General features: G+C 46.0%; 22 protein-coding genes and 1 riboswitch. Of the genes, 5 read left to right on the top strand and 17 right to left on the bottom strand.

Going from position 1 to position 22,207, the window contains the following annotated elements:
• Nucleotides 1-68: 68 nt before the first annotated feature.
• From AOQ29_RS03140 to efp, 13 genes are all read right to left on the bottom strand, one after another.
• Entirely contained in the window at nt 69-1,412 is a 1,344-nt protein-coding gene (locus AOQ29_RS03140) for a dihydrolipoyl dehydrogenase family protein (protein WP_061993094.1), read from the bottom strand.
• A 66-nt stretch (nt 1,413-1,478) separates the two neighbouring features.
• Nucleotides 1,479-2,132 (bottom strand): YdhK family protein, encoded by a 654-nt coding sequence (locus tag AOQ29_RS03135; RefSeq protein ID WP_061993093.1) that lies wholly within the window; start codon nt 2,130-2,132, stop codon nt 1,479-1,481.
• A 226-nt stretch (nt 2,133-2,358) separates the two neighbouring features.
• A complete protein-coding gene (gene glmU, locus AOQ29_RS03130) occupies nt 2,359-3,735 on the bottom strand; it encodes a bifunctional UDP-N-acetylglucosamine diphosphorylase/glucosamine-1-phosphate N-acetyltransferase GlmU (protein ID WP_083989251.1) in 1,377 nt (458 codons plus the stop codon).
• A gap of 3 nt (nt 3,736-3,738) precedes the next feature.
• On the bottom strand, nt 3,739-4,572 hold the full coding sequence (purR, locus tag AOQ29_RS03125; RefSeq protein ID WP_061993092.1) for a pur operon repressor: 834 nt from the start codon (nt 4,570-4,572) through the stop codon (nt 3,739-3,741).
• A gap of 161 nt (nt 4,573-4,733) precedes the next feature.
• Nucleotides 4,734-5,519, bottom strand: a complete 786-nt coding sequence (locus AOQ29_RS03120) for a metal ABC transporter permease (protein ID WP_061993091.1) — start codon at nt 5,517-5,519, stop codon at nt 4,734-4,736.
• Nucleotides 5,512-6,222, bottom strand: coding sequence for a metal ABC transporter ATP-binding protein (locus AOQ29_RS03115; protein WP_061993090.1), 711 nt, complete (start codon nt 6,220-6,222; stop codon nt 5,512-5,514). The genes AOQ29_RS03120 and AOQ29_RS03115 overlap by 8 nt, the downstream gene beginning before the upstream one ends.
• Nucleotides 6,223-6,291: 69 nt before the next feature.
• The gene (locus tag AOQ29_RS03110; RefSeq protein ID WP_061993089.1) at nt 6,292-6,522 is read right to left on the bottom strand and encodes a Veg family protein; all 231 of its coding nucleotides are present in this window, start codon (nt 6,520-6,522) and stop codon (nt 6,292-6,294) included.
• Nucleotides 6,523-6,616: 94 nt separating this feature from the next.
• On the bottom strand, nt 6,617-7,507 hold the full coding sequence (gene rsmA, locus AOQ29_RS03105) for a 16S rRNA (adenine(1518)-N(6)/adenine(1519)-N(6))-dimethyltransferase RsmA (protein WP_061993088.1): 891 nt from the start codon (nt 7,505-7,507) through the stop codon (nt 6,617-6,619).
• The gene (gene rnmV / locus AOQ29_RS03100; RefSeq protein WP_061993087.1) at nt 7,507-8,076 is read right to left on the bottom strand and encodes a ribonuclease M5; all 570 of its coding nucleotides are present in this window, start codon (nt 8,074-8,076) and stop codon (nt 7,507-7,509) included. The genes rsmA and rnmV overlap by 1 nt, the downstream gene beginning before the upstream one ends.
• Nucleotides 8,069-8,863 (bottom strand): TatD family hydrolase, encoded by a 795-nt coding sequence (locus AOQ29_RS03095; protein WP_061993086.1) that lies wholly within the window; start codon nt 8,861-8,863, stop codon nt 8,069-8,071. The genes rnmV and AOQ29_RS03095 overlap by 8 nt, the downstream gene beginning before the upstream one ends.
• 112 nt (nt 8,864-8,975) lie before the next feature.
• The gene (nusB, locus tag AOQ29_RS03090) at nt 8,976-9,386 is read right to left on the bottom strand and encodes a transcription antitermination factor NusB (protein ID WP_061993085.1); all 411 of its coding nucleotides are present in this window, start codon (nt 9,384-9,386) and stop codon (nt 8,976-8,978) included.
• Nucleotides 9,386-9,832: an Asp23/Gls24 family envelope stress response protein gene (locus tag AOQ29_RS03085; protein WP_061993084.1), complete on the bottom strand. Its 447-nt coding sequence runs from the start codon at nt 9,830-9,832 to the stop codon at nt 9,386-9,388. Before AOQ29_RS03085 ends, nusB begins: the two co-directional genes overlap by 1 nt.
• An 82-nt stretch (nt 9,833-9,914) precedes the next feature.
• A complete protein-coding gene (efp, locus tag AOQ29_RS03080) occupies nt 9,915-10,475 on the bottom strand; it encodes an elongation factor P (protein WP_061993083.1) in 561 nt (186 codons plus the stop codon).
• A 342-nt stretch (nt 10,476-10,817) separates the two neighbouring features.
• Here efp and AOQ29_RS03075 point away from each other — a divergent pair, with 342 nt between their 5' ends.
• From AOQ29_RS03075 to AOQ29_RS03060, 4 genes are all read left to right on the top strand, one after another.
• Nucleotides 10,818-11,033, top strand: a complete 216-nt coding sequence (locus tag AOQ29_RS03075; protein ID WP_061993082.1) for a DNA-dependent RNA polymerase subunit epsilon — start codon at nt 10,818-10,820, stop codon at nt 11,031-11,033.
• Nucleotides 11,033-12,715, top strand: a complete 1,683-nt coding sequence (gene rnjA, locus AOQ29_RS03070) for a ribonuclease J1 (protein WP_061993081.1) — start codon at nt 11,033-11,035, stop codon at nt 12,713-12,715. Before AOQ29_RS03075 ends, rnjA begins: the two co-directional genes overlap by 1 nt.
• Before the next feature lie 153 nt (nt 12,716-12,868).
• The gene (gene ppcA / locus AOQ29_RS03065; RefSeq protein WP_061993080.1) at nt 12,869-14,386 is read left to right on the top strand and encodes a phosphoenolpyruvate carboxylase; all 1,518 of its coding nucleotides are present in this window, start codon (nt 12,869-12,871) and stop codon (nt 14,384-14,386) included.
• A 140-nt stretch (nt 14,387-14,526) separates the two neighbouring features.
• Nucleotides 14,527-15,432 carry a hypothetical protein gene (locus AOQ29_RS03060; protein ID WP_061993079.1) on the top strand — a complete coding sequence of 302 codons (906 nt, stop codon included), beginning with the start codon at nt 14,527-14,529 and terminating at the stop codon, nt 15,430-15,432.
• A 140-nt stretch (nt 15,433-15,572) separates the two neighbouring features.
• On the opposite strand, the gene metK is transcribed toward AOQ29_RS03060, so the two are convergent.
• Entirely contained in the window at nt 15,573-16,730 is a 1,158-nt protein-coding gene (gene metK / locus AOQ29_RS03055) for a methionine adenosyltransferase (protein WP_061993078.1), read from the bottom strand.
• 80 nt (nt 16,731-16,810) lie between these two features.
• A riboswitch (SAM riboswitch) is annotated at nt 16,811-16,895 on the bottom strand.
• Nucleotides 16,896-16,959: 64 nt separating this feature from the next.
• Between metK and AOQ29_RS03050 the strand changes: the two genes are divergently transcribed.
• On the top strand, nt 16,960-17,844 hold the full coding sequence (locus AOQ29_RS03050) for a hypothetical protein (RefSeq protein WP_061993077.1): 885 nt from the start codon (nt 16,960-16,962) through the stop codon (nt 17,842-17,844).
• A gap of 51 nt (nt 17,845-17,895) precedes the next feature.
• On the opposite strand, the gene AOQ29_RS03045 is transcribed toward AOQ29_RS03050, so the two are convergent.
• From AOQ29_RS03045 to AOQ29_RS07905, 3 genes are all read right to left on the bottom strand, one after another.
• The gene (locus tag AOQ29_RS03045) at nt 17,896-19,038 is read right to left on the bottom strand and encodes a CamS family sex pheromone protein (RefSeq protein WP_061993076.1); all 1,143 of its coding nucleotides are present in this window, start codon (nt 19,036-19,038) and stop codon (nt 17,896-17,898) included.
• A gap of 71 nt (nt 19,039-19,109) precedes the next feature.
• A complete protein-coding gene (gene ligA, locus AOQ29_RS03040; protein ID WP_061993075.1) occupies nt 19,110-21,149 on the bottom strand; it encodes an NAD-dependent DNA ligase LigA in 2,040 nt (679 codons plus the stop codon).
• A 33-nt stretch (nt 21,150-21,182) separates the two neighbouring features.
• A partial coding sequence (locus tag AOQ29_RS07905) for a 3'-5' exonuclease (protein WP_242977386.1) occupies nt 21,183-22,207 on the bottom strand: 1,025 nt, incomplete at its 5' end.

The following is a 22,207-nucleotide window of genomic DNA, read 5'->3' as shown; positions in this document are numbered from 1 at the left end:
GTGTATCTCCCTTTGTTCAATAAAAAAAGTATAGCATAGCTATACTAATCAAAACAGATTTTCTTGGTTTAAACCAATGGCAACCGCCGTTGGAGTGTGTACTCGATTGATGGGAAAACATAAACCAAGTCGTTCAATTGTTCCTTGGTCATCTTCATGGCCAAGTAAGGAACAATCGTGTTGATGGTGTTGTCGGCGTTGTTTGATTTTTCAGCCGCACCAACCAAAGTGCCGCCGTCCTTCTCAAAAATCAACGACAAGGCTGCGCCCTGCTCGTTTTCAACCTGACGGAACCAGTCGCCATCGTATGAGGCTTCGGTGACTTCATACTTGTCGGGTTGGGCCAAGGCTTCATCCAAATGAACACCCACTTGGGCAATTCGTGGTGAAGTAAAGACGATTTCTGAAATTGGTGGGTACTTGATTGGTTGGTCGTTTTCGCCCTTGAAGACAGAGGTCAAGTACCGTGATTCGAAGGCAGCCGTTGGTGTTAATTTGGGCGTCTTCTTATCAACAGCATCCCCCGCCGCATAGATATTTGGCGTTGAGGTCTGCAAGTACTCGTTGACTTCGATACCATGGTTGTTGGCCTTGACGCCAGCAGCTTCCAAGTTCAATTGGTCATGGTTCGGAATCCGACCAGTGGCATCCAAGACGTAATCAGTCGTTAATTCAAAGCCGTTGTCGCCAGTCAATTCGATTTGACCGTCTTCGCCTTCAGTGGCGCTTTGAACATTCATATTTGGAACGAAACGGACACCGCGGGCCTTCAAGTCGGCTTGGACCTCAGCCACGTACTTGGCTGGGAATTGTCGAAGGATGCGGTTTGACCGAATAATCACGTCAACTTGAGCCCCAACAGCGTTGGCAATCGTCGCAAATTCAATGGCAACGAAACCACCACCAAGGACCGTCACGTGCTTAGGCATGTGGGGCAATGACAAGAAGTCGGTTGAGTTGGCAAAGAGTTCCTTACCAGGCACATCCAATTGGTGAGGACGCAAACCAGTCGCAATCACAATCTTGTCAGCAGTGTAGTTCTTGCCGTTAACAGAAACAGTGTGAGCATCAACGAATTCGGCATGGCCAGTGATGGTCGTGATACCGGCATTGTCCAACCGAGCCTTACCGTGGCTGTCTTGGGGAACGATTAATTCATGCTTGTGGGCCATCAAGTCTTCCCAGTTAACACTCGGAACACCATCGAGGCCACGACCTTGCATGTCCTTGACACGGTTAATCAATTCCAAGGGCTTGTCCAAGATAATCTTGGCATTGCAACCCTTATTAGAACAAACACCACCATATTGACTTTCTTCGATCACACCGATTTTCACGCCAGTCTTGGCGAGTGGCACAGCGCCATTCCAACTGGCCTGTCCACTACCGATATAAAGTACTGAAAAATCCATCACTTACCATCCTTTCGCATTAACCTTCTCAATTAAGGTCACACCATCATTGTCAGAAGACAACTCTTAGCGGGCCTTGATTTCACTTGTAATTAAGTACTTGTGGTTCATCACCATCTTACCACCGTTAGTTGGTTCAAAGTTAACGGCATAAGCAGGTCCATCTTCAACCTTAGTTACGGTTGCCATGGCACCCTTCATGCCGGGCATGTGGTCACCAGTTAAAGTAACCATGTCACCCTGCTTGTGGTCCATCATGTCAGAGAAGTCGTCCTTCGTCAACCACTTGTGTCCGGTAACCTTTTGACCACCAGTTGTTGGTTGGTAATCCACTTCATACAACTTAGCGTCGTAAACAGCCGCAACAGTACCCTTAGCACCCTTCATGTTGGCCATGTGGGTTGCTTCCAAGGTAATCTTTGAACCAACCTTGAACTTTGGATTCTTAGCTGTTGGTAAATCAGATGGCAAAGAAGTGTCGGCTTCCATCATCGCCATATCCATTGACGATGATGACGACATGTTCATTGATGAAGATGATGACATGTTCATTGACGAAGACATATCCATCGATGATGACATCTTCATTGACATAGAAGACTTATCAGATGACTTGGTTGAATGTGAGTGGGCATGGCCAGCCAGACCAAAGCTAGCCCCTGCTACAACAGCTACCGCTACTACGGCAACAATTGCCGTCCACATGTTTTTCTTACTCATCAGATTCTCCTTTTATTATTTAAATTGGTATAGTTGTGATTAAATACAATATTTATTATATACCTAAGGAATTACCTTGAGCAAGTCTAATTCAAAAAAACTCTGGAACTTGCGAATTCTTTGCCCAGATAAGTTATCGGTCAATTGCCGGCAAAACAAAAGCAGGCGATTGAATTTAGACTCAATCGCCTGCTTTTAACTTATTGTTTATTAATTTACTTAAAGCTTAGCCTTTTTTATGGGGCATTCTGTCCCAGAAATCAGCCTTATTCGTTTGCCGTGTCCGGGCAATTCCCATTGCATGGGTGGCCACATCATCGGTAATCGTTGATCCAGCGGCCGTGATACTTTCATCGGCCAGTGTCACTGGAGCGATGATTTTGGTGTTTGACCCGATAAAGACCCGGTCACCCACTGTTGTATCAAACTTATTGACACCATCGTAGTTCACAAAAATCGTTCCGGCACCAACGTTGACGTCGGCTCCCAACTTAGCATTTCCAACATAAGACAAGTGGCCAACCTTTGACCCTTGACCAATCGTGGCTTTCTTAACTTCAACGAAATTACCCAAGTGGGCTTCATCCATGATTTCCGCTGCCGGACGGAGGTGGGCGTAAGGACCAATGGTCGTTCGGTCCTTAACCACGGCTTCTTCCAAGTGGGAAGAAGTGATGACGTTGCCATCCCCAATTGTTGAGTCTTCAATTCGAGTGCCAGCTGTCAAGACGTTATCGCGGCCAATGACAGTCTGGCCCTTCAACGTGACATTGCCTTCAATCAGAGTATCCTTACCGATAACCACACCGGCATCGATAAAAGTCTGGTCGGGAGCGACCAATTCCACCCCGTTTTTCATGTGCATCTGGTTGATCCGGTTACGCATAATTTGGTTGGCTTGTGCCAAGGCAACGCGGTCGTTCACTCCCATTGATTCGGAAAAATCAAGGGTTTGGTAGGCGCCAATTTGCTTACCCATCCCCCGTAAGATATCGAGGGTGTCGGGCAAGTAGTATTCTTGTTGGACGTTATCGTTACCAACTTGAGAAAGAGCCTGGAAAAGCAACTGGTTATCAAAGATATAGACACCGGTGTTGATTTCTTCAATCCGTCGTTCAGTGACTGACGCATCCTTTTCTTCAACGATTTTCAAGACCATGCCGTCGTCACCACGAACAATTCGACCGTACCCAGTTGGGTTATCAGCCTTGGCCGTCAAAACCGTGACGGCATTCTTAGTCCGTGAGTGTTCATTAAGTAAGGCTTGCAAAGTTTCTGTGGTAAAAAGTGGCGTATCCCCAGAAAGAATCAAAGTAGCTCCCTGGCTATCTGCCAAAGCTGCCTTGGTTTGCAAGACTGCATGACCAGTCCCCAACTGCTTTTCTTGGATAACAAAGTCAGTCTTACCAGCAAGATGGTCTTGAACGCGTTCAGCACCAACGCCAGTAACCGTCAAAATTTTATTCGGCTTTAACGGTTGAACAGCATCGATTACCCAGTCCACCATGGCCTGGCCGGCCACTTGGTGTAAGACCTTTGGTAAGTCTGACTTCATTCGCGACCCATTACCGGCCGCTAAGATTACAATGTTGGTAGCTTGCATGCCTTAATCCTTGCCCTTATAGATTTCCTTAAAGTAGTTTCCTGGTTGCACCTTGATGGCTTGTCCAGCATCCACGTTCGTTTCCACGTGCAAAAGTGATGTATATTCTTCTAGCAAACGGACATTTGACCGACCTTCAGCAAAGACAGCCGTTCCCACGACCGTTCCACCAAATTCACGGACCAATGTTTGCATTCCTTGAATCGTGCCGCCGGCCTTCATAAAGTCATCGACGATCAAGACCCTTGCACCGGCCTTTAATGACCGCTTTGACAAAGCCATCTTTTCAACCCGCTTTGATGACCCAGTTAAGTAGTTCACTGAAATCATTGATCCTTCAGTTACCTTGGCATCATCACGAACAATCACAAATGGCACGTTCAATTGGTCAGCCACCGCTTGAGCCAAAGGAATTCCCTTGGTTGCAGCAGTCATAACGGCATCGATTTCTTCACCTACATACTGTGTGGTAATCAACCGACCAGTTTGACGTAAGATATTGGGTTGTCCAAGCAGGTCTGACAAATAAACGTAACCACCTGGCAAAACCCGTGATTCATCATCGACAACCTTGCAGACACTGTTTACGAATTCTTCTGCTTCTTCAGGACCCATCATTGGTGTGTAGTAGACACCGCCAGCCGCTCCTGGATAAGTTTTAACTTCACCAGTTCCACGGGCCTTGTAAGTGCGGCGGATAATTGACAAATCTTCTGAAATGGAAGACTTGGCTGCCTCGTACCGTTCTGAAAAGAAGTTCAGTGAAATCAATTGGCGGGGGTGGTCCAATAAGTAGTGGGACATGTCGACCAAACGGTCAGCTCGGCGTGTTTTCATAGTTCTTGTATTGGGTAAAAAGTCTCTACCCGTTCCTCCTTGGAAAGTAAAAATTCATCTTTTTCAGTATACCATAAAGCCAGAGTTAAAAACGAACATTCGTTTTCTACTCTGGCTTAATTTTTAAATTATTCTAATTTAACCTATTAAAATTGCTTTTATCACTCTTTTGCCAACCAAATTGATAGCAAATAGATACCAACCTCGATGACCGCGATAAATACAGAAGTTGGCAAGTTTGTCAGGTAAGCCAGGGCCAACCCGGCCCAGGTACCGAACAAAGCAAAGAAAACCGATAAGGCCATTAATTTTGCAACTGTTCCTTGGTAATAACGGGCAGATGCCGCTGGTAAGGTTACTAGGACAAAAATCAACAATGACCCAACCAACTGTGAAGAAATTGCCACGGACAAGGCCATCACGACCAAGAACAAAATTTTCAAAGCTGTCTTTTTACTATTGCTAACTAGCAAACCGGCTTCATCAAAAGCTAATAGCCGTAAAGGCTTGTAAAACAAGAAGATGGCTAATAACACCAGGATGGCCATCACGACCAAAATCCAAATATCAGCCGGTGAGATTCCGAGAACAGAACCAAAGAGAATCCCGGTCGCTGCAGAATTCGCCGTATGACCAAGGGATAGGAAGAGAATTCCAAGTCCAATGGCTAAGGCCGAAACGGCGGAAGTGACATTATCCTGGCGGGCTTGAGTATTTTCCAAGCTGCCGATTGATAAGGCGGCAATAATCGTAAATAAAATCATCCCAAATAATGGTGCCCAGCCAATAAAGAAACCAAAAGAGGCTCCGGCAAAGGCAATTTCACTCAATGAATGACTCAAAAAATTATATGATCGAGCAACTACGAATGTCCCAACAATCCCTGCGACAATCGAAATCACCGTCCCAGCGATAAAGGCATTTTGCATAAAGGCTTGTTCAAACATTAGTAACCTCCTGGTGGTGGTGAATGGCTTGGTCCGGCAAGTCTTGAGCTAAACCAGACTCAGCCTGGCCGTCATGCAACCACAAGTAGCGGTCAGCGTAATCCTTAATCCACGAAGTGTCATGCGAAATCCACAGTACACCAATCTGGCGTTGTTCCTGCAATGCTCGTACTTTTTTCACCAGGGCCAAAGAATGGCCGGCATCCAAAGCCGCGGTCGGTTCATCTAAAATTAGCAAGTCCGGATTTTGCACCAATGCTTGAGCAATATAGGCCCGTTGCTTTTGACCACCAGAAGCGGCAGCTAAACGTTGGTCGGCTAAATCAGCCAAATCAACCTGGTCTAGGGCCAAATCAATAGCAGCCCGCTCTTTTTTATTTAGCCAGGGTCGCAAACCACGATTCAATCCCAGGGCCACAAAAGCATGGATTGTTAAGGGATAGTCACTACCCAAGTCGCGAAATTGGGGTACATAAGCGAGGTACTTGCTCGCTACCCGGATTGCCTTGGCCTTTTCACCGACCGGTCGCTTAGCGCCCAAGACCGTTTGAATAATGGCTTTAATTAAGGTGGTCTTCCCTGCCCCGTTTTCACCGACAATCACGGTAAACTGACTTTGGGGAATACTGAATGAAATGTGGTCAAGTATCGTTCGACCGGAGAAAGCGGCAGTAAAATCTTTCACTTCAACTTGGTTAACCATAGCAATCCTCTTCTTAGTAAAAATCAAATAAAAAAAGCCCGTTTTACCGGACTTTTTTATGTATTTCGCTTAATCCGCAAACGTCACGTCGACGTTGTTGGTTAAAATGTCTGTGTAGCTGTATGAAGCACGCTTAAAGTCAGCTTCTTCATCCAGTTCAACCACAAACAGTGATGGGAAAGTGGAACGTAAAACCCCGGATCTCTCCGTGAATTTTTTCCGTCCCGCTTGAGAAACTACAGTAACTGGTTCACCTAGGTGCGCGTCCAAACGCGTCTTAATATCTTCCAAAGTTGACATCTTCCACCGCCTTTCTCAATAGACAAGAACTATTATAACACAATAGTAATAAAAGTTCAATCTTAGACAAAAAGGGGTTACCTAACCAATATAATTATAACTGGTAGAATCCTTGTTCCATCAAGGCTAAATACAGGTCCGTCAATCGATTCAGGGTTAAACGTTCGGCACGAACACCTGGATCAATTTGAGATTGGTCTAGAGCACTTCGCAATCGCTCTTTTGTTTCGTCTTCCTTACCAAAACGTTGGAGTAAGTTATTCCATAACGACTTTCGACGATGGGCAAAGGTTGCCTTGATTAGGGCAAAAAGTTGGTCAGGTCGATCAACTGGCTGATCTGGTGTCCGTGGTGTCAGTGAGACAACGGCTGAATCAACATTTGGTGCCGGATTAAAGGCTGTCCGTGGCACCTTCAAGGCCGTTTCAACATTGGCATAGTAGGACAGGATAATCGACAAAACCCCATACTCTTTGGTACCGGGTTTGGCCGACAACCGGTCCGCTACTTCCTTTTGCATCATAACCACGATTTGGTCCCAAGCAATCCCTGCTTGCAACAAGGCTAACAGGATTGGCGTGGTGATGTAATATGGCAAATTGGCGACCACTTTAACGTGGCGGTCTAGTCCAAAATGGCCTGCCAAATTGTCTTGCAAATCAACATTCAAAACATCTTGATTTTCAACCGTGACATTGTCGTAAGGTGCCAGAGTTTCGCTTAAAACTCGGACCATATCACGGTCAATTTCAAAGGCCAAGACCTGGTCGGCTGCCTGAGCTAAGTACTCAGTTAATCCACCAATTCCAGGTCCAATTTCAACGACGGCATCTTGGTCGGTCACGTTGGCTGCACCAACAATCCCTGACAAAATATTATGGTCGGTCAAAAAATTTTGACCAAACTTTTTCTTTGCCCGTAAGCCGTACTGGTTTAAAATCGCCTGCGTCCGCATCGGATTGGCGATTTTAATTGATTTTTCCATCAAATTTTTCCTTTCAAAGCCGCAAGGACTTCGTCCTTTTGAATCCCATAGGCCAGTAACCGTTGGTAGAGCTGCTTGCCATTGGCGTAACCAATCTGCAAGTCTTGGCCTAAAATTTCGCGGCGGTCCTTCGCCCCTGCCCCGCCAATTAGACCAAGGTCTAATAAGAAAGCACGGTCGATATTCGAACTCGGCCGTTCTTGACCAACCTTTTGGTCGGCTTCGACCAAGCATTGGGCCAAAACATCAAGTGGGGCATGTTCAATCCCCAAAGACTTATGGGGATTATCCTTGGCTGCCCGTCCTTGGTCCTGACTGATTGTTGCCTGGCCAACTTCCGGAACCGCCTCGGCAATTAAGCGTCGAAGGCGGTTACCGTTAAAGTCTGGGTCGGTTAGGACAATTGCACCCCGGTCTTTGACCGCTCGAGCGATTCGCTGAATCACTTCTGGTCCTAAAGCCGATCCGCGAGTTTCAATCGTGTCGCAAACAACGGCTTGGCTCAGCCGTTTTGTGTCCGACCAGCCCTCAACAACAACCATGGCCTGAATTACTGGTTTTTCAGTCATGATTCAAGAAAGCCCGGTGGGCGTTTTTAACAGTTTGGCCAGCTAAATCATCGGCTGACATGCCCAAGGTTTCAGCCAAGCTGTCAATGACATACTTGGTCCAGCCGGGTTCGTTGGTCTTCCCCCGGTTTGGGGCTGGTGCTAAGTACGGCGCATCCGTTTCAACCAAAATCTGATCCAGCGGTACAACCTTAGCGGCTTCACGAACTTCCTCAGCCTTTTTAAAGGTTACCACGCCGGAAAATGAAATATAGTACCCCAAGTAAGCAAAGGCCTTAGCCTGGTCGGGTGTACCAGAGAAGGAATGGATGACAGCCTTTTTAACGTCCTTATCCTTCAAAGTTTGGTAGACATCTTCAAAGGCATCGCGGTTGTGAATCACAACCGGTAAGTCATTTTGTTGGGCCAAATCAATTTGGGCCAGGAAAGCCTGCATTTGAACTTCACGGTCTGTATCCCAGTGGTAGTCTAACCCGGTTTCACCGACGGCAACGACGATGTCTTCTTGGACCTGGTCGGCCAAGGTTTGCAGGGCTGCTTGATCAAAGTCCGGCGTATCTTCTGGTTGGTAACCCAAGATGGCATAAACACCATCGTTTTCTTGGGCAATTTGGAGGGCCCGTTCGTTCCCGACCCGGTTATAGCCGACAATATTCATTTCCAAAACTTGGAATTCATGAGCCCGACCAAGGTAGGCAGGCACATCGAAAAAGAGCTTGTCGTCATTTAAGTGGGTATGACTATCATACGATGGTGCTGGTTGTTCATTTGGATGGTAAATCGCCATAACGGCCTCCTTTTTCTTTCTCTATTTTAGCACAGGAGCATTCGGTTTCTGGATAGAATCCGTCTATCCCTCCCAGTAGCACATAAAAAAGACCGCCGCAGCAGTCTTTGATTTAAGCGTCCACAGGGGCGTAGTTTTTCAAGACGCCGTTCACAAACTGAGCGTCTTGTTGACTAGCAAATTCCTTTGCCAATTCAACCGCTTCGTCGACCACAACCTTATAAGGGGCTGGTTCGGCCATTTGCAATTCATAAACTGCAATGCGCAAGATGACTAGGTTAACGCGGGCAATCCGGTCAATCTTCCAGCCAAGGGCCAGGTGTTGCGCGATGTCAGCATCCAAATCCTTCTTGCGAGCCAAAACTCCGTTAACGAGTTGGGGTAGAAAAGCGTTATATTCGGCGTTACCCACTACCAAGTCATAAACTTGGTCAAGTTGAGCTTCGTCGGGAACAGTATTAGCAGCAGAAAATAAAATTTGAACCGCTGCTTGCCGTTCTTCGTGTCGTGATAATTGCGTCATTAGCTGGGCTCCTTTGCCAGATCATGATCAAACAAATGGTCAGGGTCCAGGGCATCATCTTGTGTATCAGGTACTAAGCCAGCTACGACAACATTGACTTCCGTTGCCGTCAAACCGGTTAAATCAGCCACGTTCTTCTTAACGGACTGTTGGATGGCCAAGGCCACCTTTGGTACAACCACTCCGTATTCCAAGAGAACATTAACGTCAAAGGTTAACCCATCCTCTTCATTACGGAGCAAAACACCCTTTGTTTTTGCAATATTGGTCAAAGACTTGGGAAAGTGGTCGTAAACGTTTGTTTGCATCCCGGCCACGCCGTCAACTTCCATGCTCGCTGCCTGGGCAATTAGCTCCAAGGCATGACGAGCAACCATTGTTTGGCCATCAGCCATTTCTTCTGCGGTCAACAAAAAGTTTTTTGTTGTTCCAGTCGTTTTTGCCATTCTTTCCTCCAATCAACCGAAATCTTTCCGGTACCAATAAATACAAAAGACTGCTTCGACAAGCAAAGCAGCCTAAGCAAGCTTAGGCCCGACCCTTGTAGGACCCATCTTCAGTATTAACAATGATTGTTTCACCTTCGTTGATGAAATCAGGAACAGTGATTGTTGCTCCAGTTTCAACAGTGGCAGGCTTACCTGAACCGGTTGCAGTTGCACCCTTGATTCCAGGTTGTGTTTCGGTAACCTTCAAAGCAACAGATACTGGCAATTCAGCACCCAAAACTTCTGAACCGTACATCGTAATCTTAACTTCCATACCTTCAAGCATGAACTTCAAAGCATGCTTCAAGTTATCGTCTGAGATGTTGATTTGTTCGTATGATTCTGTGTCCATGAAGACACGGCCATCATTTTCAGCGTACAAGTAAGACATTGGTCGAGTAGTAATCTCGGCTTGTTCGAACTTATCACCAGGACGGAAAGTAACTTCGTTAACCGCACCAGTACGCAAGTTCTTCAACTTTGAGCGAACAAAGGCCGCTCCCTTACCAGGCTTCACGTGTTGGAATTCCAAAACGCGCCAGATTGAGTTTGAGTATTCAATCGTCAAACCTGTTTTTAAATCATTCATGCCAATTGCCATGAGCAAATCCCTCGTTTATTAAGTAATTACCAATTATTATAGCAAACTTTTAGCCTGCCCGCACTGTTCTTTCAAAATTTAGGGGCGTATACGGCTATATTCACTGAACGATTAGACTAATTCCACCCTATTCGATGATTATTGTTAAAAACTACTAATAGAAGAAATGATTTTAGCTGGCTCTGATTTTGATTTGACCAGCAGAAGTGAAAAGAACCAGAAAGTTTCGCCTAAATCCGGTCAGAACCCCTAATAAAACCACCCAGACCAGTCCGGCTGTGGTAAAATAAATATTAAGGTTTTCGTTCGTGATAATTAAAAATTAACATTTGGAGGAACATAATGGTTTACAAAGTTTACTATCAATCTCATCTTGACCGCAACCCTAAGCGGGAAGACACTCAGGCCTTTTACTTGGAGGCTGAATCAAAGCCAGCAGCATTGGCCATTGCTCAAGCAAAATCAGGTTTCAACATCGAAGATGTTGAAGAACTTTCGGATGCAGCCTTGGTGTACGAACAAGCAAATCCAGAATTTAAGTTAACAACCTTCGCCTAATGTCAGCAATCGATATTAAGCCAAACGAAGTCGGCGTTTATGCCTTAGGCGGACTTGGTGAAATTGGAAAGAACACGTACGGAATCGAATACCAAGGCGAAATCATCGTCGTGGATGCTGGAATTAAGTTTCCAGAAGATTCCCTCTTAGGAATTGACTACGTCATTCCCGACTACTCGTACTTAGTCGAAAACATTGACAGAGTGAAAGCTCTGGTAATCACCCACGGACACGAAGACCACATCGGGGCGATTGCTTACTTTTTACAAGCTGTCAATGTTCCAGTTTATGCCGGCCCACTTGCCATGGCCCTTATCCGCAACAAGCTCGAAGAAAAGCAACTGCTGAACCGAGCTGAATTGCACGAAATCACGGACGGGTCTGTCCTTGAATTTGACCAAATGTCGGTTGAATTCTTCCGGACAACCCACTCAATCCCCGACGTATTCGGTGTTGCCATTAAGACACCCGTTGGAACGATTGTCGAAACCGGTGATTTCAAGTTTGATTTGACCCCTACTACGAAGCAAAAGCCAAACCTTTGGTCAATGGCTCGAATTGGTCACGAAGGCGTCTTACTCTTAATGTCTGACTCAACCAACGCCGAACGGCCAGAATGGACCAAGTCAGAAGCTTGGGTTGAAAAGACTGTGCAAAAGCTTTTCAATCAACTCAAGCATGGCCGAATTATCTTTGCCACCTTCGCTTCGAACATGAACCGAATTAAGATGGCAACCGATGCTGCTATTGCTCACGGCCGTAAGATTGTTGTCTTTGGCCGGTCAATGGAATCAGCCATGGCTAACGGTCGCGCCCTCGGTTACTTGGACATCCCCGACGATGCCCTCATCGAACAGTCACAAATCAAAAACATCCCTGATGACGAATTGTTGATCCTTTCAACTGGGTCACAGGGTGAATCAATGGCCGCTTTGGCCCGGATTGCTAATGGTACCCATAAGCAAGTTCGCCTAAAGCCCAACGATAACGTAATTTTCTCTTCTTCACCAATCCCTGGTAACACAGCCTCTGTTAATGCTGTCATTAACAAGTTGGAAGAAGGTGGCGCTAACGTCATTCACGGTAAGTTAAACAACATCCACACTTCTGGTCACGGTGGCCAAGAAGAACAAAAGTTGATGATTTCATTAATGAAGCCAGAATACTTTATGCCCGTCCACGGTGAATACCGGATGTTAAAGGTCCACGCTGGTTTGGCCGAGGAACTCGATGTTCCCGCCGACCATACCTTTATCTTGGAAAACGGTGATGTTTTGGCCCTTGATGGCGAAAACGAACCACGCATTGCCGGTCACTTCCCTGCCGAAGATACTTACATCGACGGTTCTGGAATTGGCGACATCGGCTCAATCGTCTTGCATGACCGCTTGAAACTGTCACAAGACGGTTTGGTGATTGTCACGGCCACCATCGACTTGGGCAAGAAAGAAATCTTGTCCGGTCCCGATATCTTGTCCCGTGGCTTCGTCTATATGCGCGAATCCGGTGACTTGATCAACGACGGCCGCCACGTGATTTTCAATACCATTCGCAAGGCCATGTCGGCTAAAAACGCTAACGAATCTGATATTCGTCAAGCTATCATTGACGACTTGGGTAAGTACCTCCACCAGGAGACTGCCCGCAAGCCAATGATTTTGCCAATGCTCATCATGATTTAAGCTTTAAAATTAAAAATCGCTCATAATCTTCTCGATTATGAGCGATTTTTTTGCTTAAATCTGCTATTATTAATAGGATCGTTAATCTTTTATTTACATTAAAAGTCAATTGACGACTAATATCCGTTTATTCAAACAAGAGGAGTGCAAGTAATGACTGAACGTAAGATTCCGGCGATTATGGGAACCCAACATCCCGATAACGCCAACGCCCCCTTCTGGGATACCGCCCAGCAACCCTTCATCAGCGCTTACCGGGAAACCGACGAAGCCTTCCAAAACTACCAAGCTTTGGATGTTGATGAATATATGTGGGACTGGGAAGGTAAGCACGCTGATGCGGCTGTTATCGATCGACTTTTCAGTACCCGTTATGACTACTTTAAAGACCATCAATTAGGTCGCGATAAGTTTTTGACCTTCCGTTTCCCCAACATCTGGGAAGAAAAAGGCTACAACTTAATGCAGGCCATGACCGCCTTCTTAAGTTCTGAAGACTTTGCCAATGACCTTGGATTTGACCAACGTCCCCTCTTTGAAGCCATCCTACCAATGGCCCAACGAGCCGACCAAATTCTTGAAATGCAGCTGTTATTTGAAAAGCTTGCGCAATTTAAGGATGCTACTTTTACCCCAACCGAAGACAACAAGGCTTATATCGAAATGATTCCCCTGTTTGAAGACTTCGAAACCCAATACCATGCCCCTGAAATTCTAAAAGAATACTTACGCTTACATGAGGAACACTTCGGCTTTCGTCCTAAGTACCTCCGGGTCTTCTTGGCCGGGTCCGATTCTGCCTTGTCAGCCGGCTTTATGTCATCAATCATTGGTAACAAGTTGGCCCTAGCCCGTCTCCACCAATTTGCGGAAGAAGAAAACATCGCCATCTATCCAATTTCTGGGACCGGATCAGCCATCTTCCGTGGTGGATTGTCACCCCGTCGCGTTGAACGCTACGTTCGTGAATTCCCCGGTGTTCGGACTGCCACTGTTCAATCAGCCTTCCGTTATGACTTTAACCTGGACGAAGCCAAGGCTGGGATTAAATACTTGAAGGAAGAATTACCAAAGGCTAAGCCACTGGTCATCAGCGATGCAGATGAAGCCATTCTTTCTGAAATTGCCCAAAAGTCTTCCGAATTCTACCAAGAAACTCTAGAACAATTGGTCCCTGATGTACAACCAATCTTCAAGGCCTTTCCTAAGCGTCGTGACCGCCGTCAGCACGTTGGTGTCCTTGGTTATTCACGATCAGTTGATAATGTCGAATTGCCCCGGGCCATCAACTTTACCGGTGCCTTTTACTCAATCGGTATTCCACCCGAATTTATCGGTTTTGGTCGGGCCTATGCCAGCCTAACCGACGAACAACTCGCCGTTTTGAACCACTACTACCCAAGTATGAAGACGGATTTTGCAGAGTTGGCTCACTATGTTAACACCGATGCCCTCGAAATTTTGAAGACCCAAAGCCCAGCTTGGCAAGAAGTTGAAGAAGACATCCAGATTCTCCAAGAAGCCTTTAATTTGCATATTGGACCTGAAACTTTAGCAGAGCAGCAACATTCTGATATTGCCTTACAAGTTGTCGAATTCAAGGAAGGGGCCTCAGTGGCCATTACCGCCCTGATTAACCGAATGGCGCAACTCCGCCACTTCTTGGGATAAAAATCGCTGTGATAGCCTTTTAAGTCAATTTCTGCTATACTGACCTTAATCTATAAGAAAACTGATTTAACTTTTGATGAAAGTAACCGAAGGGCATGCCTAGCATGCCTTTTTTATCGGGTGACAGAAGATTTAAGACTATGACAGAAGCACATTTTATTATTGATACAACCGTTATTCGGCCCAAGGACTTAGGTACTCTTGACCAACTCCATGGTGGGTTAGTTGCGGCCAACAGTGTTGCCTCTTTTCAAAAAGCAACCAAGCTCCATACCATTGAACGGATTGCAGCTAAACTTGCCAAGACTGGACAAGTAGGTGAATTAGTTCCGATTGTCGTTATTGGCCATGCCGGTTCTGTTAATGCCTGCTTAGCGGGCTTGTTCAGCATTAACCCTGACTTACGTTGGCCAATCCTACTGATCGATTGTCCTGCCAAGGGCATCAAGGTTAATCAAATGGTTTCAGGAATTTTGGCTTCCTTAGCAACCAAAAATATTCATCAAGTCCGCCTCGGTAAGATTAGTGGATTCGTTCCCAAGCAAGGTAACCAATACTTCTTGGACACTTTTCAAATTGGGCCCGATTTCTCAGCAATTTTGCCGAAGTTTGACCAAAAGTTTGCTTTGAAAAACGCCTTCCACCAGGCCATTAATTTTTGGGGCTTTTCCTCGCGAAATCAAAACAACGTGACTTTCGCTTGGACGTTACGGTTCGGTTCAACTTATCAAAGTCACAGCAAAACCCTTGGTTTTCAAATTATCTTAGGCCAGGGTGACCAACCAAACGAGGTCCACATCGTTAACCAAGTTTCTTGGCCGCAAATTCTTCGGACCTACCGCCAAGGCAAAAAAGGAACTGTTAATCCCAGCCGCAAGGGTTTTACTTCCTTTGCTATTAGCGAACCAGCTGACTTTCATATCCGTGATATTCAAACTGCAGTAGCCGATAGCCAAGCCCTAAACACCGGTGCCTATGCCTTTCGCTTGACCACGGCTGGGACGTATCCCGTGGTTATACCAGCTGACCCCCAACAAGAAAATTAAACATTGCTCGGCACATCATGAATGAGCCGTCCTTATAAGTCTCGGATTAATTTCCGAGGCTTTTTTCTTGGGCATTTTCTGGCAAATAAAAAGGACCACACATTGCTATCGTGTAATCCTCAACTTTGAATATTTTTATTTTAAAGGGCTTGTTGGATGGCTTCGACCTTATCCAACTTTTCCCATGGTAAGTCCAAGTCGGGACGACCAAAGTGGCCGTAAGCGGCCGTTTGCTTGTAGATTGGGCGACGCAAGTCCAACGACTTGATGATTGACAAAGGACGGAAGTCAAAGAGGTCTTCGACCAAGGCTTCAATCTTGTCTTCGGCAACCTTGGCAGTCCCAAAGGTATCGATGCTCAATGAAACCGGCTTAGCAACGCCAATGGCATAGGCAATCTGCAATTCAACCTTATCAGCCACACCAGCCGCAACAAGGTTCTTAGCGACGTAACGGGCGTAATAAGCAGCAGACCGGTCAACCTTAGTGGCATCCTTTCCTGAGAAAGCACCACCACCGTGGTGGGCTGCCCCACCATAAGTATCAACGATAATCTTTCGACCAGTCAAACCGGAATCAGCTTGAGGGCCACCCAAGACAAAGCGACCGGATGGGTTGATGTAATACTTTGTTTGGTCATCGACCAAGTTAGCTGGCAAAATTGGATCCAAAACTAACTTTTTCATGTCTCGGCGCAATTCGTCCAAAGTGATGGCTTCATCGTGTTGGGTTGATAAGACAACGGCAGCAATTCGCTTAACTGTGCCATCATCTTCCAATTCCAAAGTAACTTCACCCTTGGCATCAGGACGCAAGTAAGCTACTTGACCATCTTGACGGACCTGACGGATTTGGCGCATGACTTGGTGTGACAAATCCAAGGCTAATGGGAGGTAATCCGCAGTTTCGTTGGTTGCGTAGCCAAAGACCATTCCTTGGTCACCAGCACCCAACTGGTCTGGGTCATCTTCAGCGGCATCAACGGCCTGGGCAATATCGGGTGATTGTTCAACAATCTTGTTCGAAACGTTAATTGAATCTGCCGAGAAACCATATTCCGGTTGGTCATAACCGATTGACTTGATTGTATCAACAGCAATCTGGCGAACGTTAACATAAGCAGACGTTGATAATTCTCCAAAGATCGAAACATCACCAGTTGAAGTGGTAACTTCGATGGCGGCCCGGGCCTTAGGGTCTTCGGTTAAGACAGCATCTAAAATCGCATCCGCAATTTGGTCAGCAACCTTGTCTGGGTGACCATTGGCCACGGATTCAGCAGTAAAAAATTTTGTCATTTCTTTTTCTCCTTTTGATTTAACTAACAATCTAGGGGCAAAAGAAAAGCGCTCGGGACAGCCCCAAGCGCTTTGCAAGTTGCCTATCTTACAGAATTACCACCGTGCATATGCCGGTTGGTGCAGGTTCACCGTGCTGTATCACTTCCCTGCTCTTGATAGTTATGTAATGTATAATTTAATTTTACATGATAAAATAAAAAATAGCAATTACTGACTCGAGGTTCTGATGACAAAAGAAGAAGAGACACAACACAATTACCACTTTTCTGGTCCTAATTCGGGTCCAGAAAACGAGCCCCTCCAGGATAAGACGGCCGACTTTTTTTCCCGCTCACAACGCCGTAACCAAGGAGACAACCAGGGAAATGTACCACCTAACATGAAACGGGCCCATAAAGCCCCCCTACCAAGCCCTCATCGCTGGACCATTCCAATTATCACCGTTGGTTTGAATATTATTTGGTGGCAACAACCCATCATTTATCAGCAAGCTTGGCAAAATGCTCAGAATTGGCAGATTTGGTCTTTAATCGCCTATTCTTGCTTCTCGGCCTTGGCCTTGGCTTTTCTGATTCAAAATCGATTTAGCCGATCTGACTGGCGATCGTGGGCTGCTTTGGCAGCTTCAATGGTCGTCCTCTTTAACTCCCAATTGCGATCGCGATTTGAAGTTTTAGCCTTACTCCTTTTATTAGTTTGTTTTCTAATCATTTTACCGATTCCAGCATTCCAATTAAAAAATGCCCTGGGTGTCATTGGTCTGAGTCTCCTCTTAACTTTTTCAGTGCCAATCTGTATTGCCTATCTAGCCCATAACTATGTTGATGGAACTTTCTTAAAACAATCTTGGCTTCTCGCCTTTGCCTTCGCCTTTTATCTGGCCCCCCTCTTCTTACCTAACATGAGGGGACGGCAGTTAGAATTTGTGGCCGGTTTCGTCTTCTTAATCGCCCTCTTCGTAAGCCAAGGCCTTACCTTACCGGCCTTGATTGCTGGGGCTATCGCAGGTGGAGCATTTATTTTCTCTTTTGTCCGCCCGCTAACTTACCAGCTCCAACCATTGGTGGCTATGGGTGCTTTAGTTATCACAACTGTCCTCTTTTACCATTAATTAATTCAAGCAAAAAGCTCTGACCCAATCAATTGGGTCAGAGCTTTTTCATTATGAAAGTCGCGTAATGGTATAAGACTTGTCGTCTGCCTTACGGAATAAGATGGCTTGAAGATCACTTGCCGTCTGAATTTTAATTTGAACTGGAGCGGCAGCTGGTAAGTACTTAACTGCCGATGAGGCAACATAATTCGTGAACGCGTCAATTTCTGTTGGTGAGTAGAATTGCGTCGTAACCGTCACTGACATTGACTGCAACTTACCACTCGAGAACTGTGCCGAAGCTGTTGTGCTAGCGATGTTCGGGAAGAAATTAATAATATCGGACTTAAAGTTACTAAAGCCCTTGTTTTCGTCAGAGCCAATTGTCGATGTATCCGTTGATTCCTTTGGCAAAACAATTGATTGGTCATTGATTGATGACCATGAACCAACCGTATTACCCGACTTTGAAGTTGATTGCTCATAAAATGCCCCAGGTGACAGTGAGTCCTGTGGAGCGGCCGCATACATAGCCAAAACAATTGGAACATCCTTACCAACACCCTGCTGTTCGCGGATTTTAGCAATAATTTTTGGTGCAATCTTTTCACCATAAGCCTTACGATCACTATCAGAAATTGTCTGGTAGTATGTGGCTCCATATTGTTCCTTCTGATAGGCGTCTTGGGTATTCATGGCAACACCAACAACCATTCCTGAAAGCTTCAAACCAGTTCCAGACTTAGTCATAAAGTCTTGTTCTGACAACGATTGGACGTAGATTGGGTTACGGCTGTCATCCGTCTTCCCATTATCTTTAGGATTTAGGCCATCTGCGTTGCTGTCAGTTTGTCGACCTAAAAGATTATTAACTGTGTCGGCATCGAGATACTGTCCTTCTTGAAAGATATAACGGCCGGTCTTGAAGTGCGTTTTTGAAAGGTTTAATAGTGAAGTTTCAAAGTCTTCAATATCTAAAGTATTATTCAAAGAAGTAGCCGTAATTCCACGGGCAGCCGAGGTCAAATAGTGGCCGTCCTTAATAACGTTTTGGTAGTCACCGGCTGAACTCTGGGTCAATTGCACACCCTTCGTTTTCGAAACAGTTGTCGTCACTTGGGTCCGGTTAACAAAATAAAAGAAGGCCCCTAAGATAATGACGACCGCCAAACCAATAATCAAATAACCACGTTTTGAAATACGTTTTAACATTGTTTTTCCTCATTCATGTTCTAGCACTCGACTCGAGTGTAAACAACGGCCAAAGTCGGCTTTAACTGAATTTAATTTGTTTCATTTGCTTGTGCTGTTAAAAACTCTTGTTCATCCCAGACTGTGACACCAAGGTCTTGGGCCTTTTCAAGCTTAGACCCGGCATCGGTTCCGGCAATGACTAAATCAGTCTTTTTCGAAACTGACCCTGTGACCTTACTGCCATGAGCTTCCAGCCAGGCAGCAATTTCACTTCGTGAGCTTTTTTCTAGTTTACCAGTCAAAACAATCTTTTTGCCATAGAAAAATGAATTTTCATCAATTGGTCCAGTGGCTGATAGATAGGTCAAATTAACACCAGCGTTCGCCAATTCGGCTAGAAGTGCTTGAGACTGGGGCTCATCAAAATATTTTACCACAGAATCGGCGATTGCTTGACCAATTCCATCAATTGCAAAGATTTTTTCCCGGTCAGTTGTGGCCAACTTAGTCAAATCTTTGAATTCTGCCACAATGGTTTTAGCAGCCTTGGCCCCAACTAGGCGGATTCCTAAGCCGAATAAGAGGCGTTCGGCCGAATTTTCTTTCGAGGCTTGGATGGCTTGAATTAAGTTTTGGGCTGACTTTTCCTTGAAATTGTTCAGCTTTAACAATTGATCTTCCGTCAAGGAATAGATTGAGGCAACATCGGCGATTAAACCATTGTCTAAGAGTTGGTTAACAATTTGAGGACCCATGCCATCGATGTTCATCGCGTTCCGCGAGGCAAAGTGGGTCAGTCCTTCTTGAAGTTGGGCCGGACAAGCCGGGTTAATACAACGAAGGGCAACTTCACCCTCAACGTGGACCAAATCGGCCCCACAGGATGGGCATGTAGTTGGAATAGGATAAGGTTGCGAATCACTTGGACGCTTACCAATGATTACTTGGCCGATTTCTGGAATAATGTCACCGGCCTTATGAAGGGTGACGGTATCACCCAAACGGACACCCTTAGCAATCAAGTAATCTGGGTTGTGAAGTGAAGCTCGTTGGACCGTTGTACCCGCCAAGAGAACTGGGTCCATGACTGCAGTTGGTGTAACTGCTCCCGTCCGCCCGACAGTCCACTCGATTTCGCGAATAACCGTTTCTTCTTCTTCAGGTGGAAACTTGTAGGCAATTGACCAACGGGGCACCTTGACCGTATTACCAAGGTCGATCTCAGAATCGATTTCATCAACCTTAACAACGACCCCATCAATTCCATAAGGTAAGTCATCCCGACGCTTCGTGAATTCAGCCAGGTAAGGCTCGATTTCAGCCATTTTGCTGATAACCCGGTTATCCTTGTTGGTTGGCAAACCTAATTCAGCAAACCGTTCCAAAACTTCAGACTGTTTGGTCACGCCTAAAACATCGGCCTCAGCCGTGTAGTAAATAAAGGCCGAGAGCTTGCGCTTCTTAGTTTCCTGGGCATCAAGTTGCCGCAAAGAGCCAGCCGCCGCATTCCGCGGATTAGCAAAGGGTTCTTGCCCTTGATTTTCCCGGTCTTCGTTCAGACTAACAAAGGAAGCCTTGGGCATGTAAATTTCACCGCGGACTTCAATCGTCAGAGGTTCCGTCAACTGCTTGGGCACGTCTTCAATGGTCAAAACGTTGGCGGTCACGTCTTCGCCAATGACCCCATTACCTCGGGTTGAAGCCTGGACGAGCTGGCCATTTTCATATTTCAATGAAACGGCCAACCCATCAATTTTTAATTCCAAATTATATGAAGGTTGAGAACCAAGGGCCTTGACTGTTCGGTCTTCCCACTCTTGCAGTTCCGCTAGCGAAAAGACATCCCCCAAAGACAGCATTGGCACTGGGTGTTGAACCTTGTCTAACCCAGACTTAGTTTGCGCCCCTCCAACATTTTGAGTTGGTGAATCAGGCGTTACGAACTGCGGAAAGGATGCTTCCAGGGCCACTAATTGAGCGTATTTTTCATCATAGACGTGGTCTTCAACTATGGGTGCATCTTTTTCATAATAGGCAATTCCGTAATCAGTCAACTCATCTTGGAGCTGACTAATGGCGACCTGGGCCTCTTGTGTTGTTAATTTATTTTGATTTGACTGATCTGCCATTTAAAATCCTTTCAGTGCAACATTTACCGGGACTTAGTCAACGCGGTTAATTGGTGCAAAGGCAGCCAAGAGTTGCTTAATGCCGTCTTCTGGAAAGGCGACCTTGAGTTCTTGGTCGGCCTGTTCACCGCTAACGGCCACGACGGTTCCAATCCCCCACTTTTTGTGAGAGACCTTGTCGCCGGCTTGCCAACTGACCCCTTCGGCACCAGTTGTTGAGGCTGACTTCTTTTGAACCGCAGAAGCTGTTTTAGCACTGGCTTGGTAAGTCGTGCTTGAAGCTCTTAAGAACTTGGATGAAACGCTGTTGGCATTTGAACCAGCCGGATAGACCTTGTCAATTAAGCTCGGTGAAATTTCATCAATAAAGCGCGAAGGTTGGTTCGCTTGGGTCCGACCGTAGAGCAAGCGTGAAAAAGCATTAGTCAAATAAAGCTTCTGCTCCGCTCGGGTAATCCCAACATAGGCCAGCCGTCGTTCTTCTTCCAATTGGTCTTCATCTTGGGCAGCACGTCCCAGTGGGAAGAGTCCCTCTTCCAAACCAATCAGAAAGACAATTGGGAATTCTAGTCCCTTGGCGGCGTGCAAGGTCATCAGAGTCACAGACCCACTATCCTCTTCGACATTGTCCAAATCAGCCATCAAGGCCGTTGACCCTAAGAAATCGGTCAGGGGATTAATCGCATCTTCGGCCTGGGCGTCATACTTATCGTCAAATTCCTTGGTAACCGACAGGAATTCATCCAAGTTTTCCAACCGTGATTGTGACTCTGGGTCGGACTTTGCTTCCAACTCACGACGGTAACCGGATTGATCCAAAATCAAATCCGTTAATTCTGAAACGGTTAAGAACTCAGCTTGTTGAGCAAAGTTATGCACCATTTCAGCGAAAGTTAGTAACTTTGTCACCGCTGCTGGACGAATATCGGGGGCCAACTCGATTTGATCGATGGCTTGCAGCATTGGCAAGTTCATTTGGCCGGCAAAGGTGAAGAGTCGGTCAACCGTTGACTGACCAATGGCCCGCTTGGGGGTATTAATAATCCGTTCCAAGGCAG

This window comes from Fructobacillus ficulneus (genome assembly GCF_001047075.2).
GTDB lineage: Bacteria > Bacillota > Bacilli > Lactobacillales > Lactobacillaceae > Fructobacillus > Fructobacillus ficulneus.
This window is presented reverse-complemented; position numbering and strand designations above follow the sequence as displayed.